This is a genomic window from Streptomyces sp. NPDC025806, from assembly GCF_055558275.1.
In genome coordinates this window covers 116,686-137,318 of record NZ_JBVHMU010000011.1, presented here as the reverse complement: position 1 = coordinate 137,318, position 20,633 = coordinate 116,686, and the positions used below count along the sequence as shown (strand labels likewise).

General features: G+C 72.0%; 18 protein-coding genes. 5 read left to right on the top strand and 13 right to left on the bottom strand.

Annotated elements, in window-relative coordinates:
- Positions 1-10: 10 nt before the first annotated feature.
- From ACZ4E1_RS25130 to ACZ4E1_RS25120, 3 genes are all read right to left on the bottom strand, one after another.
- Positions 11-1,489, bottom strand: a complete 1,479-nt coding sequence (locus ACZ4E1_RS25130) for a Gfo/Idh/MocA family protein (protein WP_467542815.1) — start codon at positions 1,487-1,489, stop codon at positions 11-13.
- A 155-nt stretch (positions 1,490-1,644) separates the two neighbouring features.
- Positions 1,645-4,590, bottom strand: coding sequence for an FAD-binding and (Fe-S)-binding domain-containing protein (locus ACZ4E1_RS25125; protein WP_467542812.1), 2,946 nt, complete (start codon positions 4,588-4,590; stop codon positions 1,645-1,647).
- A 52-nt stretch (positions 4,591-4,642) separates the two neighbouring features.
- A complete protein-coding gene (locus ACZ4E1_RS25120) occupies positions 4,643-5,086 on the bottom strand; it encodes a MarR family winged helix-turn-helix transcriptional regulator (protein ID WP_467542809.1) in 444 nt (147 codons plus the stop codon).
- Positions 5,087-5,194: 108 nt separating this feature from the next.
- Between ACZ4E1_RS25120 and ACZ4E1_RS25115 the strand changes: the two genes are divergently transcribed.
- Together ACZ4E1_RS25115 and mltG are read left to right on the top strand one after the other, a co-directional pair.
- Entirely contained in the window at positions 5,195-7,042 is a 1,848-nt protein-coding gene (locus ACZ4E1_RS25115) for an ABC transporter ATP-binding protein (RefSeq protein ID WP_467542806.1), read from the top strand.
- A gap of 108 nt (positions 7,043-7,150) precedes the next feature.
- On the top strand, positions 7,151-8,086 hold the full coding sequence (gene mltG / locus ACZ4E1_RS25110; RefSeq protein WP_467542803.1) for an endolytic transglycosylase MltG: 936 nt from the start codon (positions 7,151-7,153) through the stop codon (positions 8,084-8,086).
- Between the two features lie 99 nt (positions 8,087-8,185).
- Here mltG and ACZ4E1_RS25105 read toward each other — a convergent pair whose 3' ends face one another.
- From ACZ4E1_RS25105 to ACZ4E1_RS25080, 6 genes are all read right to left on the bottom strand, one after another.
- Positions 8,186-9,298 (bottom strand): NAD(P)-binding domain-containing protein, encoded by a 1,113-nt coding sequence (locus ACZ4E1_RS25105; protein ID WP_467542800.1) that lies wholly within the window; start codon positions 9,296-9,298, stop codon positions 8,186-8,188.
- Positions 9,299-9,370: 72 nt separating this feature from the next.
- On the bottom strand, positions 9,371-10,552 hold the full coding sequence (locus ACZ4E1_RS25100) for an LLM class flavin-dependent oxidoreductase (protein ID WP_467542798.1): 1,182 nt from the start codon (positions 10,550-10,552) through the stop codon (positions 9,371-9,373).
- A gap of 3 nt (positions 10,553-10,555) precedes the next feature.
- Positions 10,556-11,599 carry an ABC transporter substrate-binding protein gene (locus tag ACZ4E1_RS25095; RefSeq protein WP_467542795.1) on the bottom strand — a complete coding sequence of 348 codons (1,044 nt, stop codon included), beginning with the start codon at positions 11,597-11,599 and terminating at the stop codon, positions 10,556-10,558.
- Between the two features lie 72 nt (positions 11,600-11,671).
- Entirely contained in the window at positions 11,672-12,481 is an 810-nt protein-coding gene (locus ACZ4E1_RS25090; RefSeq protein ID WP_467542792.1) for an ABC transporter ATP-binding protein, read from the bottom strand.
- Entirely contained in the window at positions 12,454-13,356 is a 903-nt protein-coding gene (locus tag ACZ4E1_RS25085; protein ID WP_467542790.1) for an ABC transporter permease, read from the bottom strand. The genes ACZ4E1_RS25090 and ACZ4E1_RS25085 overlap by 28 nt, the downstream gene beginning before the upstream one ends.
- A 204-nt stretch (positions 13,357-13,560) precedes the next feature.
- Positions 13,561-13,644 (bottom strand): putative leader peptide, encoded by an 84-nt coding sequence (locus ACZ4E1_RS25080; protein WP_313884353.1) that lies wholly within the window; start codon positions 13,642-13,644, stop codon positions 13,561-13,563.
- 132 nt (positions 13,645-13,776) lie between these two features.
- On the opposite strand from ACZ4E1_RS25080, the gene ACZ4E1_RS25075 reads away from it, so the two are divergent.
- Positions 13,777-14,199 (top strand): YjbQ family protein, encoded by a 423-nt coding sequence (locus ACZ4E1_RS25075; RefSeq protein ID WP_467542787.1) that lies wholly within the window; start codon positions 13,777-13,779, stop codon positions 14,197-14,199.
- A 52-nt stretch (positions 14,200-14,251) separates the two neighbouring features.
- Here the strand turns inward: ACZ4E1_RS25075 and ACZ4E1_RS25070 are convergent, their stop codons facing one another.
- On the bottom strand, positions 14,252-14,986 hold the full coding sequence (locus ACZ4E1_RS25070; RefSeq protein ID WP_467542785.1) for a D-Ala-D-Ala carboxypeptidase family metallohydrolase: 735 nt from the start codon (positions 14,984-14,986) through the stop codon (positions 14,252-14,254).
- Between the two features lie 197 nt (positions 14,987-15,183).
- Here ACZ4E1_RS25070 and ACZ4E1_RS25065 point away from each other — a divergent pair, with 197 nt between their 5' ends.
- Both ACZ4E1_RS25065 and ACZ4E1_RS25060 read left to right on the top strand, forming a co-directional pair.
- Positions 15,184-16,386, top strand: a complete 1,203-nt coding sequence (locus tag ACZ4E1_RS25065) for a cytochrome P450 family protein (RefSeq protein ID WP_467543251.1) — start codon at positions 15,184-15,186, stop codon at positions 16,384-16,386.
- A gap of 39 nt (positions 16,387-16,425) precedes the next feature.
- On the top strand, positions 16,426-16,959 hold the full coding sequence (locus ACZ4E1_RS25060; protein WP_467542782.1) for a 2'-5' RNA ligase family protein: 534 nt from the start codon (positions 16,426-16,428) through the stop codon (positions 16,957-16,959).
- 26 nt (positions 16,960-16,985) lie between these two features.
- Here the strand turns inward: ACZ4E1_RS25060 and ACZ4E1_RS25055 are convergent, their stop codons facing one another.
- The 3 genes from ACZ4E1_RS25055 to ACZ4E1_RS25045 form a co-directional block, all read right to left on the bottom strand.
- Positions 16,986-17,480 carry a glutathione peroxidase gene (locus ACZ4E1_RS25055; RefSeq protein ID WP_467542779.1) on the bottom strand — a complete coding sequence of 165 codons (495 nt, stop codon included), beginning with the start codon at positions 17,478-17,480 and terminating at the stop codon, positions 16,986-16,988.
- 56 nt (positions 17,481-17,536) lie between these two features.
- Positions 17,537-19,270, bottom strand: coding sequence for a flavin reductase (locus ACZ4E1_RS25050; protein WP_467542776.1), 1,734 nt, complete (start codon positions 19,268-19,270; stop codon positions 17,537-17,539).
- 64 nt (positions 19,271-19,334) lie between these two features.
- Positions 19,335-20,555, bottom strand: coding sequence for a styrene monooxygenase/indole monooxygenase family protein (locus ACZ4E1_RS25045; protein ID WP_467542773.1), 1,221 nt, complete (start codon positions 20,553-20,555; stop codon positions 19,335-19,337).
- Between the last annotated feature and the right edge of the window lie 78 nt (positions 20,556-20,633).

Genomic DNA, 20,633 nt, shown 5'->3' with positions numbered 1-20,633 from the left:
CACCGCACCCTCACGCCTCGGCCGGCTTCTCCGAGTCGACGCCGCTCCGCTCCTCGCGCCAGCCGCCGCGCGTGAAGTCGGGGATCGCCTGCGGCGCCCCCTTCGCCTTGATCGACAGGTGACTCAGCGGCACCGGCGACGTCCAGGTCGCGGCGTCGTACACGTCGAAGTCCGGTACGAGCCCCAGGCGCATCGTCTGCATCAGGCGGAACACCATGAGGTAGTCCATGCCGCCGTGCCCGCCCGGCGGGTTGGCGTGCTCCTTCCACAGCCAGTGGTCCCAGTCGGCGTACTGCCCGAAGTCGCCCCAGGCGTCGTTCGACTGGTCCGGCTCGAGGTAGATCCGGGCCGGATAGTCCTCGAACACACCCTTCGTGCCGCCGAGTTGGTTGATCCGGGAGTAGGGGTGCGGGGTGCTGACGTCGTGCTCGAGGCGGATCACGCGGCCCTTCGCCGTCTGGACCAGACTGATCGTGCGGTCCGACTCGATGTACGTCTCCTTCCAGCTCGGGTCGCTCTTGGGCATGTGGGCCTCGCGGTACTCGGCGAGGCCGAGCGCCGGGGTGCCGAAGCTGGAGATGTGTGTGACCCGGTCGCCGCGGTTGATGTCCATGTAGTTCGCGACCGGCCCGAAGCCGTGGTTCGGGTACAGATCGCCGCGAAGCCGGGTGTGCCACAGCCGGCGCCACGGGCCCTCGTAGTAGTCCGGGTCGAACATGAGGCCGCGCAGGTCGTGGTTGTACGCGCCCGCGCCGTGCAGGAGCTGACCGAACTTGCCCGCGTGCGCCATCCGCAGCACGCGCATCTCGTTGCGTCCGTAGCAGCAGTTCTCCAGCTGCATGCAGTGTCTGCGCGTGCGCTCCGACAGGTCGACCAGTTCCCACAACTGGTCGAGCTGGAGCGCGATCGGACACTCGACGCCGACGTGCTTGCCGTTCAGCATCGCCGTCTTCGCCATCTCGAAGTGCCAGTCCCACGGCGTCGCCGCGTACACGAAGTCGATGTCCCCGCGCTTGCACAGGTTCTCGAAGTCGTGATCGCCCTTGGTGTACGTCGCGGGCGCGGGCTGCCCTGCCGCCGTCACCTTCGCCGCCGCCTTGGCCGTCTTCTCCTTGACCGGGTCGCACAGGGCGACGACCTGGACGCCGGGCATCGCGAGGAAGAGGTCGATCATGCTGCCGCCGCGGTTGCCGAGGCCGATGATGCCGACCCGGACGGTGCTGCGCCGCTCGAACGGCACCCCGATCATCGTCTCGCCCTGTCGGTCCGGCGCCGCGGCGGTGCTCGCGGCGGCCGTCCCGTCGGCTCCCGCGGACTCCGCGGCCTGCGCCGTGCCGCCCGAGCCCAAGGCGAGGAGTCCGAGCCCGGCTCCGGCGACACCCGCGGTGCGCAGCACCTCGCGGCGGGACCGGCCGTCGGGCTCGGGGGCGTCCAGGGGGCTGCTCTCGATGTCGTGCCGCTGATCGTCGTGCCGCTCGTTGTCGTGCATCGGACCTCCAACAGGGGTGGGTGCGGTGCCGGGGCAAACGCAAGCCACCCTGCTGGGGGTGAGAGCAGAGGCGCAAGAGGGGGAATTGGACGAGGAGTTGGACTTCCTTTACCGGGTCTTTGGACTCGCGTGACCCGGCCGGGAGGACGCCCCGGTCACCGGCCGGCCGCGCCGGGGCGCGTCGCCTGCTCCAGCTCGATGAGTACCGAGTAGTAGGAGCGGCCCGTCGCGTGGTCCATGCCGACCTCACACATCCGGTTCGCCGAAAGGTGCGCGTCGTAGGGGCGGGAGAGGACCTCCGCGGCTTCCTTCGCGGTCGCGGACTCGGTCAGCTCCCGGTGCAGCATGCCCCGGTCGCCCGCGAACGCGCAGCAGCCCGCATCGTCCGGGACCACCACCTCGTCCGCGCAGGCCTCGGCGAGCGCCCGCAGGCTGCCGACGTCGCCGAGGTGCTCCATCGAGCAGGTCGGATGGAGCACCGCCGAACCCACCGTCCGTTCGACCGTCAGCCGCGGTAGCAGCTCGTCCGCCGCCCACACCAGCGAGTCGACGATGGTCAGCTCCGCGTGCAACTCCCGGTTGTCGTCGGTGAGATACGGCACGACCTCGTGCGCGATGCCGAGCGTGCAGGACGACGCGTCCACGACCAGCGGCAGCCGGCCGCCCGCCGTCCAGCCCCAGGCCGCGTCCACGATCCTGTTCGCCATCAGCGCGTTGCCCTCGTCGTAGCCCTTCGAGTGCCAGATCGTGGCGCAGCAGGTGCCCGCCACGTCGTCCGGGATCCACACCGGGCGGCCCGCGCGCGCGGACACCGCGACGACGGCCTGGGGGAGCGAGACGGCCCCGGGCGAACCGAAGATCCTGTTCACACACGCCGGGTAGTAGACGGCCGACGCGCCCACGCGCGCGGTGCGCGGCAGGGCGCGGGCGGCGGCGGCCGGGATCTCCGGCAGCCACTCCGGCACCAGGTCCGGGCGGACGGCCTTGCGCGCGGCCGTGGTCACGGAGGTCAGGAACCGGTCGCTGATCCGGTCACCGATCTTGTCCGCGGCGGCCACGGCGAGCCGCGCGGAGGCCTCCACCGCCTTGAAGTTCTTCGCGGCCAGCGCGGCGACCCGCTCCTCGCGCGGCGAGTGCCGGGCGTGACGGAACTCCTTCATGAAGGCGCCGGTGTCGATGCCGACCGGACACGCCAGCTTGCACGTGGAGTCGCCCGCACAGGTGTCGACCGCGTCGTACCCGTACGCGTCGATCAGCGCGTCCTCGACCGGGGAACCGGCCGGCTGGCGCATCATCTCGCGGCGCAGCACGATCCTCTGTCGCGGCGTCGTCGTCAGGTCCTCGCTCGGGCACGTCGGCTCGCAGAAGCCGCACTCGATGCACGGGTCCGCGATCGGCTCGACCTTGGGGATCGTCTTGAGGCCGCGCAGATGCGCCTCGGGGTCGCGGTCGAGCACGATGCGCGGCGCGAGGACCCCGTCCGGGTCGATGACCTGCTTGGTGCGCCACATCAACTCGGTGGCTCGGGGGCCCCATTCGAGCTCCAGGAACGGCGCGATGTTCCGTCCCGTCGCGTGCTCCGCCTTGAGCGAGCCGTCGAACCGCTCGACCGTCAGGCGGCAGAAGTCGTCCATGAACGCCGCGTAGCGCGCGACGTCGGCCGGCTCGCCCGCGTCGAAGGCCAGCAGGAAGTGCAGATTGCCGTGCGCGGCGTGACCGGCGACGGCGGCGTCGAACCCGTGCCGCGTCTGGAGGTCGAGCAGCGCCTCGCAGGCCTCGGCGAGCCGGGCCGGCGGCACCGCGAAGTCCTCCGTGATCAGGGTCGTGCCCGAGGGGCGCGAACCGCCGACCGCTGTCACGAACGCCTTGCGGGCCTTCCAGTACCCGGCGATCGTCTTCGGGTCGCGCGTGAACGTGTTCGTCACCGACGCGACCGGCGCCACCAGGTCGAGCCCGTCCAGCGCCCGCGCCGCCGCCTCCTCGTAGGCGGCCTGCCCCGCCTCGTCCGGCGCGCGGAACTCCACCAGGAGCGCCGTCGTGTCCTTCGGCAGCCGCGCCCAGTCCTGCGGGACGCCCTGCACGCTGACCGACGCCCGCAGCGTGTTCCCGTCCATCAGCTCCACGGCCAGGGCGCCCGCGTCATTGAAGACGGGCACGGCCGCCGCGGCGGCGGGCAGGGAGGGGAAGAACAGCAGGGCGGTGGACACCCGGCGGTCCAACGGCAGCGTGTCGAAGACGACTTCGGAGATGAACCCGAACGTGCCCTCGGAGCCCACCATCAGGCCGCGCAGGATCTCGACGGGTGTCGACCCGTCCAGGAACGCGTCGAGCCGGTACCCGTTCGTGTTCTTGATCTCGTACTTGGCGCGGATCCTGCGGGTGAGCTCGGAGTCCTCCTCGATCTCCCGCTTGATCGCCAGCAGACCCGCGCACAGGGCGGGCTCGGCGTGCGCGAGCTCCTCGTCGGCCGCCGGGTCGGCCGTGTCCACGACCGTGCCCGTCGGCAGTACGAAGGTGAGGGAGGCGAGCGTCCGGTACGAGTTGCGCGTCGTGCCCGCGGTCATGCCCGACGCGTTGTTCGCCACCACGCCGCCGATCGTGCAGGCGATCGCGCTGGCGGGGTCGGGGCCGAGCACCCGGCCGTGCCGGGCCAGCGCGGCGTTCGCCCGCACGACCGTGGTGCCGGGGCCGATCCGGGCCCGCGAGCCGTCGCCGAGCACCTGTACGCCCGACCAGAACCTGCGGACGTCGACGAGGATGTCCTCGCCTTGCGCCTGCCCGTTCAGCGACGTGCCCGCCGCGCGGAAGACCACCTCGCGACCCTTGCCGTGCGCGTACGAGAGGACGGCCGACACGTCGTCGATGTCCTCGGCGACCACCACGACCTGCGGCACGAAGCGGTACGGGCTCGCGTCCGAGGCGTAGCGCACCAGGTCGGAGACCTTCGTGAGGACCTTGTCGGCGCCGAGCAGCCGGGTCAGCTCCGAGCGGAGCGGCTCCGGGGTGCCGCCCGCCTGCCGGTCCGGCACCCGGTCGGGCGCGGGCCCCGACGCGCGGGAGCGTGGACGCAGGGCTTTCGGCTTCGGCTCCAGCAGCGGCATGGCCTCTCCCAGGTCGGCGGTCGGGGCGGGCCGCCGCGCGGCGGCCCGGTCCTCAGCAGTCCCGCTCGCGCGGGGTCTCGAACAGCGCGTTCAGCAACGTCGTCAGCTGGGCGCGCTGCTCGGCGTCCAGTGGGGCCAGGATCTCCTCTGCCGCCGCGCGGCGCGCGCTGCGCAGGTCCCGCAGGGCGGCCCGGCCCTGCTCGGTGAGCTCGATCCGGATGACCCGGCGGTTGGTGGGGTCGGGGACGCGGCGCACCAGGCCGCCGGCCTCCAGCCCGTCCACGGTGCTGGTCACCGCCCGCGGGACCACTTCGAGGCGCTCGGCCAGATCGGCCATCCGGGGCGGGGCCTCGTAATGCACCAGAGTGCGCAGCAGCCGGGACTGCGCGGGGGTGATCCCGACCGGCTCCAGCTGGCGCTTCTGTATGCGGTGCAGGCGACGGCTCAGGCGCAGCAGCTGCTCGGCGAGGAAGCCGTCGGCGTCCGGGGTGCTCATGCGGGGAACATTATCAGGACCTCGTGCATTGTGAGTATAGGTAACAATGAGCTATGCTCCTCAAGGTTCGAGTCCGAAGGCTCGGACATCTCTCTCCCTAGGAGGCCCATGCGTCGCGACGACATCGACTGGACGCCGCCCCCCGATGCCAAGACATCGGGCCGCCCGCGCCAGATCCGCCGCATCCTGTCCCTCTTCCGTCCCTACCGAGGCCGGCTCGCCGTCGTCGGCCTGCTGGTCGGCGCCGCGTCCCTGGTCACGGTCGCCACCCCCTTCCTGCTCAAGGAGATCCTCGACGTCGCCATCCCGCAGGGCCGCACCGGGCTGCTCAGCCTGCTCGCCCTGGGAATGATCGCGAGCGCCGTCGTCACCAGCGTCTTCGGCGTGCTCCAGACCCTCATCTCCACCACGGTCGGCCAGCGCGTCATGCACGACCTGCGCACCGCCGTGTACGGGCGGCTGCAGAGCATGTCGCTCGCCTTCTTCACCAAGACCCGCACCGGCGAGGTCCAGTCCCGCATCGCCAACGACATCGGCGGCATGCAGGCGACCGTGACCTCCACGGCGACGTCCCTCGTGTCGAACCTGACGAGTGTGATCGCCACCGTCGTGGCCATGATCGCCCTCGACTGGCGGCTGACCGTCGTCTCCCTGCTCCTGCTGCCGGTCTTCGTGTGGATCAGCCGCCGTGTCGGCCGCGAGCGCAAGAAGATCGCCACCGAGCGCCAGAAGCAGATGGCCGAGATGGCCGCCACCGTCACCGAGTCGCTCTCCGTCAGCGGCATCCTGCTCGGTCGCACCATGGGCCGCGCCGACTCGCTGACCACGTCCTTCGCCGACGAGTCCGACCGCCTGGTGGACCTCGAGGTCCGCTCCAGCATGGCCGGCCGCTGGCGCATGGCCGTCATCACGATCGTCATGGCCGCCATGCCCGCGGTCATCTACTGGGCGGCGGGCATCGCCTTCCAGCTCGGCGGCCCGAGCGTCTCCATCGGCACGCTCGTCGCCTTCGTCTCGCTCCAGCAGGGCCTGTTCCGGCCCACCGTGAGCCTGCTGCAGACCGGCGTGCAGATCCAGACCTCGCTCGCGCTGTTCCAGCGCATCTTCGAGTACCTCGACCTGCCCGTCGACATCACCGAGCGCGAGGACGCGGTCCACCTCGACACCGTGAAGGGCGAGGTCCGCTTCGAGGACGTCGCGTTCCGCTACGACACCGAGGACGACCGGCACGGAGCGATCCTCGACGGCATCGACCTCACCGTCCCCGCCGGCGGCAGCCTCGCCGTCGTCGGCCCCACCGGATCCGGCAAGTCGACCCTCAGCTATCTCGTGCCGCGCCTGTACGACGTGACCGGCGGCCGGGTCACCCTCGACGGGGTCGACGTGCGCGACCTCGACTTCGACACGCTGGCCCGCGCGATCGGCGTCGTCTCCCAGGAGACGTACCTCTTCCACGCCTCGGTCGCGGAGAACCTGCGCTTCGCCAAGCCGGACGCCACCGACGAGGAGCTGCACGCCGCGGCCCGCGCCGCACAGATCCACGACCACATCGCCTCGCTGCCCGACGGGTACGACACGGTGGTCGGCGAGCGCGGCCACCGGTTCTCCGGCGGAGAGAAGCAGCGCCTGGCCATCGCCCGCACCATCCTGCGCGACCCGCCGGTCCTCATCCTGGACGAGGCGACCAGCGCCCTCGACACCCGCACCGAGCACGCGGTGCAGGAAGCGATCGACGCCCTGTCGGCCGACCGCACCACGCTCACCATCGCGCACCGCCTGTCCACCGTCCGGGGCGCCGACCAGATCGTGGTCCTGGATTCCGGGCGCATAGCGGAGCGCGGCACTCATGAGGAGCTGCTGGAGCGCGACGGGCGCTACGCGGCGCTCGTGCGACGGGACGCGGAGCTGGACACGACGGCGGAGCCCGACCCCGAGGAGCAGGTCGCCGCCGCGTGAGCGGCGGTCGCGCGCGGGCGCACCGGCACTGACCCACTCGGGGCCGTTGCGGGCATCCGACATGAAGATATGCCAGGAATGCCCCGATCTGCGGGTTACCGTTCCGGCATGCTGAACGAGATTCCGCGACGGAGGACCGTCCGACTCACGCGCAGGGGCCGCATCGCGCTGCTGGCGTCCGGGGCCGTCGTGGCGGCCACCGCCGTCGCGGTGCCGCTGGTGATGTCCGGTGACGACCAGGGGCGGCCCGAGGCCTTGATGATTCCGGAGGGCTGGCGTTCGGGGCAGATCTACGACGCCGTGGACAAGGCCCTCGGCGTACCGGTCGGGACGACGAAGAAGGCCGTGCCGCAGGCGGGCCTCAAGCTGCCGGGCGACGCCCGGGGCAACCCGGAGGGCTACCTCTTCCCGGCGACGTATCCCCTGAACGACAAGTCGACACCGCAGTCCGTGCTGGCGTACATGGTCGACACGGCCAACCAGAAGTTCAAGGCGAAGCAGCCCACAGCCGGCGCGGATCCGAACGCGATGAACCTCTACCAGACCGTCACCGTCGCCAGCATCATCGAGGCCGAGGCGGACAATCCGGCGGACATGGCGAAGGTCGCCCGCGTCATCTACAACCGCCTCGACCGCGGCATGCCGCTGCAGATGGACTCCGCCCTCAACTACGGGCTCGGCCGCTCCACCCTGAGGACCAGCGAGCAGGACATGAAGTCCGACAGCCCGTACAACACGTACGCGCGCACCGGGCTGCCGCCGTCGCCGATCGGCAATCCGGGGGAGCAGGCCATGAAGGCGGCGATGAATCCGGCACAGGGTGACTGGGTCTACTTCGTCACGGTGAAGCCGGGCGACACGCGCTTCACGGCGAACTACGAGGAGCAGCAGAAGAACGTCGAGGAGTTCAACAAGAACCAGGCGGGAGCGGACAAGGGGGAGTCGAAGCAGTCCCCGCGCCAGTCGGTGCAGCCACCGCAGCCGCAGCAATCGCAGCAGTCGGGGCAGCCCCAGCAAGCGCAGCAGCCGCAGAAGCAGGGCTGATGCGGGCGGCCGGGATCAGGCCGCCTCGGTCGCCCCGGCCCGCCTCGCACCTTGGTCGCCCCGCGCCTCAGTCGACCGCCGCCTCGGTCGCCCCGTGCCTCAGCCGACGGGCACGGCATCCCGAGCGAGCAGGCGCTGGATGTCCCGTACGGCGGCCCGCCCCGCGCGGTTCGCGCCGATCGTGCTCGCCGACGGGCCGTACCCCACCAGATGCACCCGGGGGTCGAGGGCCGCGCGGGTGCCCTCCATGCGGATCCCGCCGCCCGGCTCGCGCAGCCGCAGTGGCGTGAGGTGGTCGATGGCCGCCCGGAACCCGGTGGCCCACAGGATGACGTCGGCCTCGATCTCGCGCCCGTCGTCCCAGGCCACACCGGTCTCGGTGACGCGGTCGAACATGGGGAGCCGGTTCAGGACACCGTTCGCGCGGGCCTCACGGATCGCGTCGTTCACCGGGAGCCCGGTCACGGAGACCACGCTCAGCGGGGCGAGTCCCTGGCGGACCCGCTCCTCGACCAGGGCCACCGCGGCCCGGCCCCGGTTCTCGTCGAAGGGGCCCTCGCGGTAGACGGGCGGCCGACGCGTCACCCAGGTCGTCGAGGCCGCGTACGGGGCGATCTCCATCAGGTGCTGGGTGCCCGAGGCGCCGCCCCCGACCACCACGACCCGCTGCCCGGCGAACTCCTCGGGCCCCGGGTACTGCGCGGTGTGCAACTGGCGCCCCCGGAAGGTCTCCTGGCCCGGGTAGCGCGGCCAGAACGGCCGGTCCCAGGTGCCCGTGGCATTGATGAGCGCGCGCGTCGACCACGTACCGGCGGAGGTCTCGACGAGCAGTCGCCCGCCGTCGCCCTCGCGCACCTGGTGCACGTCGACCGGACGGCGCACCCGCAGATCGAAGGCCCGCTCGTACCGGTCGAAGTAGTCGGCGATCACCTCCGACGACGGCCGGTCCGGATCGGCGCCGGTCAGCTCCATGCCGGGCAGCGCGTGCATCCCGTGCACCTTGCCGTACGTGAGCGAGGGCCAGCGGAACTGCCACGCGCCGCCCGGTCGCGGCGCGTGGTCCAGGACGATGAAGTCCCGCTCCGGTTCCAGACCCACCCGGCGCAGGTGGTGGGCGGCGGACAGCCCGGCCTGGCCGGCGCCGACGACCACCACGTCGACCGCTTGCGGGGCCGCCGCCGCGGCGCCTTCTCGTACCCCGATTTCGTTCACGTTTCTACTAACTCCGTCGGGGTGCGAGATCTTCCCGGCTCTTCCCGGTTCTTCGCGGCTCTTCCCCGCGCCTCAGCGCCCCCGCGCGACCAGCAACGGAGCCGCACCCCGAGCACCCGCACCCGCACCACCGGCGCCCGCCCCCGCGGTCAGGCCGCGCGCCGCCAGCTCGGGAATCACTCCCTCGCCGAACCAGTACGCCTCCTCCAGGTGCGGATACCCGGACAGCACGAAGTGCTCGACGCCGAGCGCGTGGTACTCCTCGATCCGGTCCGCGACCTCGGCGTGGCTGCCGACCAGGGCCGTGCCCGCCCCGCCGCGCACCAGTCCGACCCCGGCCCACAGGTTCGGCGCGATCTCCAGCCCCTCGCGCCGTCCGCCGTGCAGGGCGAGCATCCGCTGCTGCCCGACGGACTCGCTGCGCCCGAGCGCGGCCTGTGCGGCGGCGACCGTGTCCGCGTCGAGATCGTCGAGCAGCCGGTCGGCGGTCGCCCATGCCTCGCGCGAGGAGTCGCGCGAGATCGTGTGCAGCCGGATCCCGAACCGGACGGTCCGTCCCTCCCGCTCCGCCAGCGAGCGGATCCAGTCGATCTTCTCCTTCACCTGCTCCGGCGGCTCGCCCCAGGTCAGATAGACATCCGTGTGCCGCGCCGCCACCGGCCCGGCCGCCGCCGACGAACCCCCGAAGAAGATCTCCGGCAGCGGGTCGGGCGGCAGCGCCGTGAACCCGCCGTCGATCCGATAGTGCTCCCCGGCGAAGTCGAAGGGCTCGCCGCCCCACACGCCCCGCACCACCGAAAGGAACTCGTCGGTGCGCGCGTAGCGTCGGTCGTGGTCGAGATGGTCACCGAAGCGGCGCTGCTCGGCCGAGTCCCCGCCCGTGACGACGTTGAGCAACAGCCTTCCCTGCGTGAGTCGTTGGTACGTCGACGCCATCTGCGCCGCGAGCGTCGGCGAGATCACGCCCGGCCGGAACGCCACCAGGAACTTCAGCCGTTCGGTGTGCTGCGCGAGGGCGACCGTCGTCAGCCAGGCGTCCTCGCACCACGTCCCGGTCGGGGTGAGCACCGCCTCGAACCCGAGATGCTCGGCGGCCTTGGCGATCTGGATCAGATAGTCGAGATCCGGGGTGCGCACCCCGGCGATCGCGCCGCCCGGAGTGTGCGGCAGCGCCCCGCCGGTGAAGGCGTGCCGGTCCACGAGACTGCGGCCGTCGCCGCCGGTCGGCAGGAACCAGTGCAGACGAACGGTCATGGCTCAGGACTCCTTGCCGTAGGTGCGCGGGGCGGTGGTGGAGGGCGGAAGGTCGTCGTTGAAGCGCCGGTCGACGAACGCGCCGAAGTCGACCTTGCGCGGGATGAGCTTCAGCTCGGTGAACGTGTCGGCGATCTTCTGCTCCGAGTCGATCGCGCCCTGGTCGACGGCGACGGTCACCCGGGTGCCGTTGGTCCGCTTCACCGCGTCGAGCGCCACCTCGTACGGCAGCCCGGTGTCCTTCGCCCACACCTTCGCCCACGCCTCGGGGTGCTTGAACACCCAGTCCTGGGCGCGCCGCAGCCGGTCGAGATAGTCCTTGATCGCCGCCGACTTCTTCTTGTCGCCGAGCGCGGAGGGGGCGGCGACCTGGAACCCGAGCCCGTTCGAGAGTCCGTTCCCGTCGCTGAGCACCCGCCCCTGCTTCGCCCGCAGCACCTGCGAGGTGTACGGGTCCCAGACCGCCCACGCGTCGACCTTCCCGGCGGTGAACGCGGCCAGGGCGTCGGCCGGCTGAAGGTACTTGACCTTGACGTCCTTCAGATCGAGGCCGGCCTTCCGCAAGGTCGCGACCAGGTTGTAGTGCGCGGAGGAGCCCTGCGCCACGGCGACCGAGCGGCCCTTGAGCTGGGCGGTGTCCTTGAGTGGGGAGTCCTTCGGAACGAGCACGGTGTCGCCGGACGCGGTGCCGTGACTGGCCGCCACGACTTTGATCTTCGAGCCGGCTCCGGCGGCGAAGACGGGCGGGGTGTTGCCGACGCCGCCGATGTCGACGGCCTTGGCGTTCACGGCCTCCAGCAGGGGTGGCCCCGAGGTGAAGGTGGACCAGCGGATCTTGTAGTCCAGATCGTCCAGCTCACCGGCGGCCCGCAGCACCGCCTCCGAACCTCCCTTCTGGTCACCGACGTTGAGTGTCAGGGACCCCTTCCCGTCGGTACCGCCGCCGGAGCCGACGGTCGACGTACTGGCGGAGGAGGCGCCGGAGCAGGCGGAGAGCACGAGTGCGAGCGGAGCGAGCAGGGCGGGGAGCAGCAGGGGGCGTCTCATGACAGGTTCCGTTTCGGGGTGGCGGTGACGGTGGCGGTGATGGGGAGGGTGAGGGGGAGAGGGGTGGGCGCGTCAGGCGGCGGAGGCCTCGTGCCCGCGGCTGACGGAGTCCGCGGGGACGGGGGCGTCGTGGTCGTCCACGCCGAGCCGGCGCAGCAGTTCGCCGCGCAGTTCGGCGAAGCGCGGATCCGTGACGTCCCGTGGCCGCGCCAGATCGACCTGGGTCTCGTGCGCGATGACGCCGCCGTCCATCACGAGAACGCGGTCGGCGAGGAGCACCGCCTCCTCCACGTCGTGCGTGACGAGCAGGACGGCGCAGCCGCGCCGCTGCCACAGCTCGCCGACCAGCCGCTGCGCCGTGATCCGCGTCAGCGCGTCGAGCGCGCCGAACGGTTCGTCGAGCAGCAGCAGATCGGGCTCGCGGACCAGGGCGCGGGCCAGCGAGGCGCGCTGGGCCTCGCCGCCGGACAGGGTCTTGGGCCAGGCGTCGACCCGGTGCCCGAGCCCGACCTCCTCCAACGCCCGTTCCGCGTCGGCGCGTCGAGGCGCTCCCGGCAACCCGAGCAGCACGTTGCGCCACACCCGCTTCCAGGGCATGAGCCGGGGCGCCTGGAACGCGACGGCCTTGCGGCGCGGGACGAGGACCGTCCCCTCGATGTCCCGGTCCAGCCCCGCGAGGATGCGCAGCAGCGTCGACTTGCCGCAGCCGCTGCGGCCCAGCAGCGCGACGAACTCGCCGGGCCGGACGTCGAGTCGCAGGTCGTCGATCACGGCCCGCCCGTCGAAGGACCGGGTGAGTCCGGCGACCCGCACCGCGACGCCGGGGGAGTCGGGGCGGTCGGAATCGGGCCCGGTCAACGGCCGGTGAACGTCGGTCGCCATTGCAGCAGCAGCCTTTCGAGGGTACGGACGACGAAGTCGGCGAGCAGGCCGAGGAACGCGTAGACGACGAGGCACACGACGATGACGTCGGTGCGCAGGAAGTCCCGTGCCTGCACCATGAGGAAACCGATGCCGGAGTCGGCGTTGACCTGCTCCGCGAAGACCAGCGCGAGCCAGGAGACACCGAGCGAGAAGCGCAGCCCCGTCATGGCGCCGGGCAGCGCGCCCGGCAGCACTACATGCCGTACGAGACCCCACCGGCTGAGCCCCAAGGACTCGCCCGCCTCGATGAGTTGGGAGTCGACGCCGCGGATGCCGGCGTACACGTTCAGGTACAGCGGGAACGAGACGCCGAGGGTGATGATCGCGACCTTCGGGGCCTCGCCGATCCCGAACCAGATGATGAACAGGGGGATGAGGCCGACGAAGGGCACCGTCCGCAGCATCTGGACGCTGGCGTCGACGAGATCCTCACCGACGCGGAACAGCCCGGACGTCAGGGCCAGCCCGACGCCGACGACGAGCCCGAAGAGCAGCCCGAGCGCCACGCGCTGCAGCGACACCCCCATGGCGTTCGGCAGCGATCCGTCGGCGATCAGATCGCCTCCGACCCGCGCGATGGTCCCGGGCGAGGCCAGCACCTCCGGCGTCAGCACGCCGGTGGAGCTGAGCAGTTGCCACAGCGCGAGCAGGAGGAGCGGCCCGGAGCTGCGACGCAGCCAGCGGGGCACGCGGGTGCGCCGGGCGGAGGAGGCGACGAGGGGCACGAGTTCGGGTCCGGGAGCACCCGGGGCGGCACTCGGAACACCCGCAGTATCCGACTTACCGGATATATCGCTCGCGGCAGGCGTGGGTGGGGCATGGCTGATGCTCATGGCACTCCATGGCAGGGGAAGGGTGTCACGGCGGGCGGCGAGCGCGCGCTTCGACGACGCGCCGGCGGACACCGCACGGCCAGGACGGAACAGGTCACAGGTGAAGTGGCCCCACGGCGGACCCACGCGGCAGACCACCCCGGAGAGGACCGGCGGAGGTCAGGCGGGATCCGGAGCGAGGGGAACCGGGATGCGAGAAAGGCGTCAGCGGCCGCGTCGACACGCGGCGGAAGCCACCCGCAGCAGGTCGATGTGACCGCGCGTGGTGAGAAGGGCTGAACGCAACATGCCGCAGAACGTAGCCAGTTCGTCGGCGCACGGTCAACGGTGTCTCAGACCGTGGACCCATGTGATCGCTCTGTGAGAGCCCGGTGGACGCGCCACCGCGCCCGGGTGCCCCGAATCGGCCACAATGACCGCATGTCCGAAGCCTTCACGACGTACGTCCTGCATGTCACCACCGGCGCCACGGAACGGGTCGTCGACCTCACCCGCGACTGTGAGTCGTTCCTCCGCGTGGCCGCCGACGGCCGGGACGGCCTGCTCAACCTCTTCGTCCCGCACGCCACGGCCGGCATCGCCGTGATCGAGACCGGCGCCGGCAGCGACGACGACCTCCTGGCCGCCCTGCACACCCTGCTCCCGGCCGACAACCGCTGGCAGCACCGCCACGGCACCCCCGGCCACGGCCGCGACCACGTCCTCCCGGCCCTCGTCCCGCCCCACGCGACGCTCCCGGTGATCGGCGGGCGGCTGGAACTCGGGACGTGGCAGTCGGTGTGCCTGGTCGACACGAACAAGGACAACCCCGACCGCCAGGTCCGGATGAGCTTTCTGGGGTGAGCCGGGGCGATCGTGATCGCCCCGGCGTCGGTGGCTTGCTTGCGGGGACGCCCTAGATGCCGCAGGAGGACGCCGACCAGTAGCGGGAGCTCTGGCTGCCGAGGTGGGCGTGGTCGCTGTGGCCGGGGTAGCCCGGGCCGAGGATCTCGTTGAAGCCGTGGTACCTGGCCTGCTTGACGATCTCGCAGAACGACGGGGTGCCGACGAGGTCGATGGCGCGGCCGTAGAGGTGGTTGCTGCCGGCGGCGCCGCCGACCGCGTCGTTGCAGGAGTAGGAGCGGAAGCCGCTGCTGGTGTTCAGGGAGCGGTCGCCGAGGGCGTGCCGCAGGGCCTCCAGCTTCCACATCTGCTGGAGGGCGTTGGCCTTCGCCGCGGCGGCGGAGACGGCGCCGCCGGACCAGTCGGAGTTGCACCGGTTCATCTCCGCGTACGTGAAGTGGATCGGCGTGCAGTCGCCGTCCTGGAGCGCGTAGATCTTGCTGAAGGTCTGGGTTCCCGCGACGCCGTCGGCGGACAGGCCGTACGCCTGCTGGAACCGGGTGACCGCGGCCTTCGTGGCGGGGCCGAACTGGCCGTCCACCGCGAGGACTCCGCCGTAGCCGGGGTGACCGGCGACGCGGATCTGCAGCTGGCGGACGTCCTCGCCGCTGCTGCCCTCGCTGAGGGTGCGGTTCCAGGTGTAGCAGGTGTCGGCGTGCGCGGTTCCGGCGGTGACCGCCGTACCCAGTGTGGCCAATGAGCCGAGCATGACAAGCGTGAGCAGGGCGCGGAGCGAGCGTCTGAGCACGATGCCTCCAGAGGGAGGGAGCCTGGGGGTACCGACAGTGGCGGAACGGCGCTACGCGCGTCAATACCGCCCGGGCGACGGCCTGTTCGCGTACCTCTACGATGTGCGGCACACGGCCGGACGGGCCGACTGGGGGGAGGGCACCGTTGACTGCACAGACGCGTACACAGGGGATCGTGCCGCAGGAGGCGCATCGGTTGGATCCGGCGGGCGGCTGTCCGCACGCCGACAACGCCCGGCTGCTCGCCGCCGGTGCCGTCGCCGCGGTGACCCTGCCCGGCGATGTGCCGGGGATGGCCGTGCTCGGTCACGAAGCGCTCAAGGAGTTCCTCGCCCACCCCGACGTGGCGAAGGACGCGGCGCACTTCACCGCGCTGCGCGAGGGGCGCATCCCGGACGGCTGGCCGCTGCGGACCTTCGCCACGGTGCGGGGGATGACCACGGCCGACGGCGCCGACCACCGCCGGCTGCGCTCCCTGGCCGGCCGGGCCTTCACCGCCCGACGCGTCGCCGGGCTCCGACCGAGGGTGGAGGAGCTGACGCGCGAACTGCTCGACGCCCTCGAAGCCGCGGCGGCGGACGGGGACGGCGTGGCGGACCTCCGGCGGCACTTCGCCCTGCCGCTCCCCATGGGCGTCATCTGCGAACTGCTCGGCGTCGACGCCGAGCACCAGGACCGCCTGCACCACCTCTCCAGCCAGATCGTCGCCACCGACCTCGGCCCCGAGGCCGTCATGGCGGCGAACCGCGAGATGGTGGAGGTGCTGGGCCGGGTGGCCGCGGCCCGCGCCGCCGATCCCGGGGACGACCTCACCAGCGCGCTCATCGCGGCCCGCGAGGAGGACGGCGACCGGCTCGGCCCCCACGAACTGCTCGGCACCCTCATGCTGATCATCATCGCCGGGCACGAGACGACACTGAACCTGATCACCAACGCGGTACGCGCCCTGTGCACCCACCGCGAGCAGCTGGACCTGGTCCGGGACGGGCGCGCGACGTGGGAGGACGTCGTCGAGGAGACACTGCGCTGGGACAGTCCGGTCAGCTACTTTCCGTTCCGCTACCCCACCCGCGACCTGGAGCTCGGCGGGACGACGATCCCCCGGGGAACCCCGGTCCTCGCCGGATACTCCGCCGCGGGCCGCGATCCGTCGGCGCACGGCCCCGACGCCGACCGCTTCGACCTCACCCGCGGCCCGGCCCGCCACCTCTCCCTCGGCCACGGCCCCCACTTCTGCATGGGAGCGCCACTGGCCCGCATGGAGGCGACCACGGCACTCCGGCAGCTCTTCACCCGGTACCCGGACCTGGACCTGGCCGTCCCGGAGCCCGAACTCCCGCGCCACGCCTCGTTCGTGGGCAACAGCGTGCGCAGGCTCCCGGTGCGGCTGCGCCCCTAGGGCGTGTGGGAAGCTGCGGGCTGCCGGGAGGAGAGCGGAATGCCCGAGACGGGGACGACGGCGGTGCTGGCGCTGGTGCCGGAGGCGGACGTGCTGCTGGAGGTCGCGGCGTCGGTCGACGAGCGGGTGGTGCGGGCGGGCGTGCCCGCACACGTCGCGCTGCTCTATCCCTGGCTTTCGGCGGCGCGGATCGGCGACGACGGCCTGGAGCGGTTGAGCGGTCTGCTGTCGGCGAGAGGTCCCGTCACGGTGGACCTGACCCGGATCGAGCGGTCCGACGGTTTCGTGGGTGCCCCGGTGCCAGCCCTGGGACCGCTCGCCGGCGCGCTGCGCGGCGCCTACCCGCGGCAGGTCCCGTACGGCGGCCGGTTCGGCCCGGATCCGCAGGCGCATCTGACCGTGGCGCTGGGCGCGGAGCCCGGCGTCGCGGAGGAGATCGAGCGGCGCGCGGCGCGGCGTCTGCCGATCACCGCGCGGGTCGCCCGGTTGCACGTGGTGGAGCTGACCTCGGCGGGGTGGCGGCCGGTCGCCCACATCCCGCTGACCGGCCGCGCCCCGCACCCGTCCCCGTAGCCTTCGGAGACCGGTGGCCCGGTCCGTCAGCCGGCCGCGAGTTCCTTCTCGATCGCGGTCACGACCTCCGGCGCGTCCGGCAGCGTCTGCGGCGAGAACCGCGCGACGACCTCACCGGAGCGCCCGACCAGGAACTTCTCGAAGTTCCAGCGGATGTCCCCGCTGTGGCCCTCGGCGTCCGCGGTGTCGGTGAGCCGCGCGTACAGGGCGTGCCGCTCGGGGCCGTTGACGTCGACCTTCTCCGTCATCGGGAACGTCACGCCGTACGTCGCGGAACAGAACTCCGCGATCTCGTCGGCGGTGCCCGGCTCCTGCCCCATGAACTGGTTGCACGGCACGCCGAGCACGGTGAAGCCGCGCTCCGCGTACCGCTCCTGGAGCTGCTCCAGGGCGGTGTACTGCGGGGTGAGGCCGCACTTGGACGCGACGTTCACGATGAGGACGGCCTGTCCCGCGTACTGGGACAGCTCGGCGGGACCGCCCAGGAGGCGGTCGATCTCTACTGCGTCGAAAACGGTCATGCCCGGAGCGTACGCCGCCCGGTGACCGACCCGGCGCTCGCCCCGAAGGGGCCTGTTCACAGATCCGGGTGCTTCGTCGCCACGTGGTAGTACCCCGAGTGGAACACCAGGGGGGCGCCGCCGCCGGACTCGTACTGCTCCACCTCGCCGAGGAAGATGACGTGGTCGCCGGCGTCGACGCGCTGGACGGTGCGGCACTGGAAGCGGGCGACGGCGCCGTCCAGCAGGGGAGTGCCGGCGATGCCCGCGGTGGTGGGGATGCCGTGGAACTTGTCCTCGGCCGGGGTGGCGAACTGGCGGGAGAGGTGGTGCTGGTCGGCGGCCAGGACGTGCACGGCGAAGTGCGAGGCGTCGGTGAAGTCCGGGAGGCTCGGGGCGTTCTTGCCGGGGCACCACAGGACGAGGGGCGGGTCCAGGGAGACCGAGGTGAAGGAGTTCGCCGTCATGCCGACGGCCCGGCCGTCGGGCGCGCGGGCCGTCACCACCGTCACCCCGGTCGCGTACTGGCCCAGCGCGCGGCGCAGTTCGCGGCCGTCGAAGCGGGCGGCGTGCCGGTCGCGCTTCTCGGCGAGGAAACGGTGCGCCTCGGCCTCCTCGAACCACCAGCGGTAGAGCGTGCGCGGGTCGTCGAAACCCGCGGCGAGGGCGGCGGCGACCGAGGGGATCTCGGCCGCCGCGAAGAGGAGTTCGCGGTGGTGCGGGCGCAGGTCGGTCAGCAGGGAGTTGGTCCAGCCGACGGCCCATTGCGCCCAGCCGCGCCAGAAGGTGTCGAAGGTGCGCTGCATCCACTGCGGGGTGAACTCGGCGGCGCCGTGGCGCAGGATGCTGTCGAGGTAGTGGGCCGCGGCCTGGGCCGCGTTGTTCGAACCCTGTCCGGTGATCGGGTCGTTGAGGACGACGGCGTCGGCCATGCCGAGGACGTGCCGGCCGGAGGCTAGGCGGGCGACGGGGTGCCGCACGGTCGGGGTGATCCGGCCGCGCAGCACGCCGCCGCTGTCGGTGAGCCGGGCGTGCCGGCAGCGCTCGTACTCGTCGGGGAAGAACCGGTGGAGGATCTCCAGCGAGCGGGCGAGGTGGGCCTCGGGGGTGACGATGTCGTCCCAGCAGTCCATCGGGCCGCCGGGGACGCCCTCGAAGACCATGATCTCGCAGGGCCCGGTGGTGGTGAGGGCGGGGAAGGAGAAGTACTCGCCGACGCCGGGGACCATGCGGTAGTGGACGCTGGCCTCGCCCTCGGCCTCCTCGCGCGGCGCCGTCCCCGTGACGTACGTCAGAGCCGCCGCGCGGCGCGGCCGGTCGTACGGGGACAGCTCGGCGTCGCGCGGGAAGAGGTGGCTCAGTTCGGCCTTGCCGGTGGAGACCACGACGAGATCGTGCGTGCGGGCGTACCACTCGAGGTCGGCGACGCCCGCCTCGTGCAGGACGATCTCGCCGCGGCCGCCCTTCGCGAACTGCTCGATCCAGGCGGCACACTTGACCCGCTGGTCCACGGAGTGGGCGGGCCCCTCCAGGGGTGCCCGCCAGGAGACCTCCGGGGTGCCGTGCGGGCCGACGAGAGAGAGCGCGATGCCGGTGATGTCCGGAGCCTGGTCCTCCCAGTGGTGCAGGCCGAGTTCGCGCTCGCTCTGGAGCGCGGTGTCGAACATGCACTGGCTGGACATGACCGGGCCGCGACGTATCTCGTCGGGGCCGCGGTCGGTGACCAGGGTGACGTCGTAGCCGTGCGCCTGGAGTCCCAGGGCGAGTTGGGCACCCGCCTGCCCGGCGCCGATCACCGCGATCCTTCTCATGGTCCTGCTGTCCTGCTCTCGTCTCTCACCTGTGTGCCGCCGGCCTGCTGTTCCCGAGGGTGTCTCAGGCGGTGACCTCGGCCAGGTAGTTCTTCGCGGCCGCCGGGTCCATGAACCAGTGGAAGAAGTCGCGCGGGTCGTCGAAGCCGTTCACGAAGCGGGCGGCGATCCGCTGGTTCGCGCTCGCCGCGCCGAAGAGCTCCAGGACGTGCTGCGGCGGGGCGCCCAGCATCGCGTTGGTCCACGCCGTGGCGGACTGCGCGTTGTCCCAGAAGCGGCCGAAGGCGAGCTCCATGAACGCGGCGTCGTACGGGCGATCGCCGTGGTCGAGGATCGCGGCGAGGTACGCGGCGGCGCACTTCGACGCGTTGTTGGAACCCTGGCCGGTGATCGGGTCGTTGAGGACGACGACATCGGCGAGGCCGAGCACCCGCGCGCCCGAGGGCAGCGTGGCGACGGGCCTCCGCACGGTCGGCGCGAAGCGGCCCGCGAGGGTGCCGTTCTGGTCGGTGAGCGCGATGTCGGTGCAGCGCTCGGCCTCCCACGGGACGTACGCCCGCAGCAGCTCCTGGAACGTCGCCAGCTGCTCGTCGGGGGTGAGCCCGTCGAAGCGGTCGAGCGGGCCGCCGGGGACACCCTCGAAGAACATGATGTCGCAGGGGCCACTGGTGGTGAGGCTCGGCATGGTGAAGTACTCGCCCACGCCAGGAACGACGTTGAAGCTGACGCCGGTGCGGTGCGGCAGCGGCGTCATGCCGGTGACGTACGCCAGGGCCAGCGCGCGCTGCGGCGCGTCGTACGGGGAGCGCTCGGCGTCCCGCTCGAACAGGCCCGCGATGTCGCCCTTGCCGGCCGCGACGACCACGAGGTCGGACTCGGCGGCGTACCGCTCCAGGTCCTCGACGCCCGCCTCGTGGATGACCAGACGCCCGCCGCGGCGCGCGAACTCGCCCATCCAGATCGGCATCTTGACGCGCTGGTCGACCGAGCGGGCGGTGGCGTCGAGGCGTGCGTCGAAGGCGAGCGCGCGACCGCCCTGGCCGTCGGCGATGTTCACGCCGAGCCCGGCGATCGGCGGGCAGGCGTCGCCCCAGAAGTCCAGGCCGAGGCTGCGCTCGTGGGCCAGCGCGGTGCCGAACATGGCCTGGCTGGACATGACCCGGCCCTCGCGGATCTGGTCTCCGGTGCGGTTCGACACGAGGGTGACCTCGTAGCCGTGGGCGAGCAGGCCGATGCCGAGCTGAAGACCGGCCTGGCCGGCTCCGACGATGGTGATCTTGCGCATGGGGAACTCCGGGGATCGGTTCGTGCGTGAGGGACGGTGTGCCGTGCGGTGCCCGGCACTCCCTGCGTCGTCGAATCC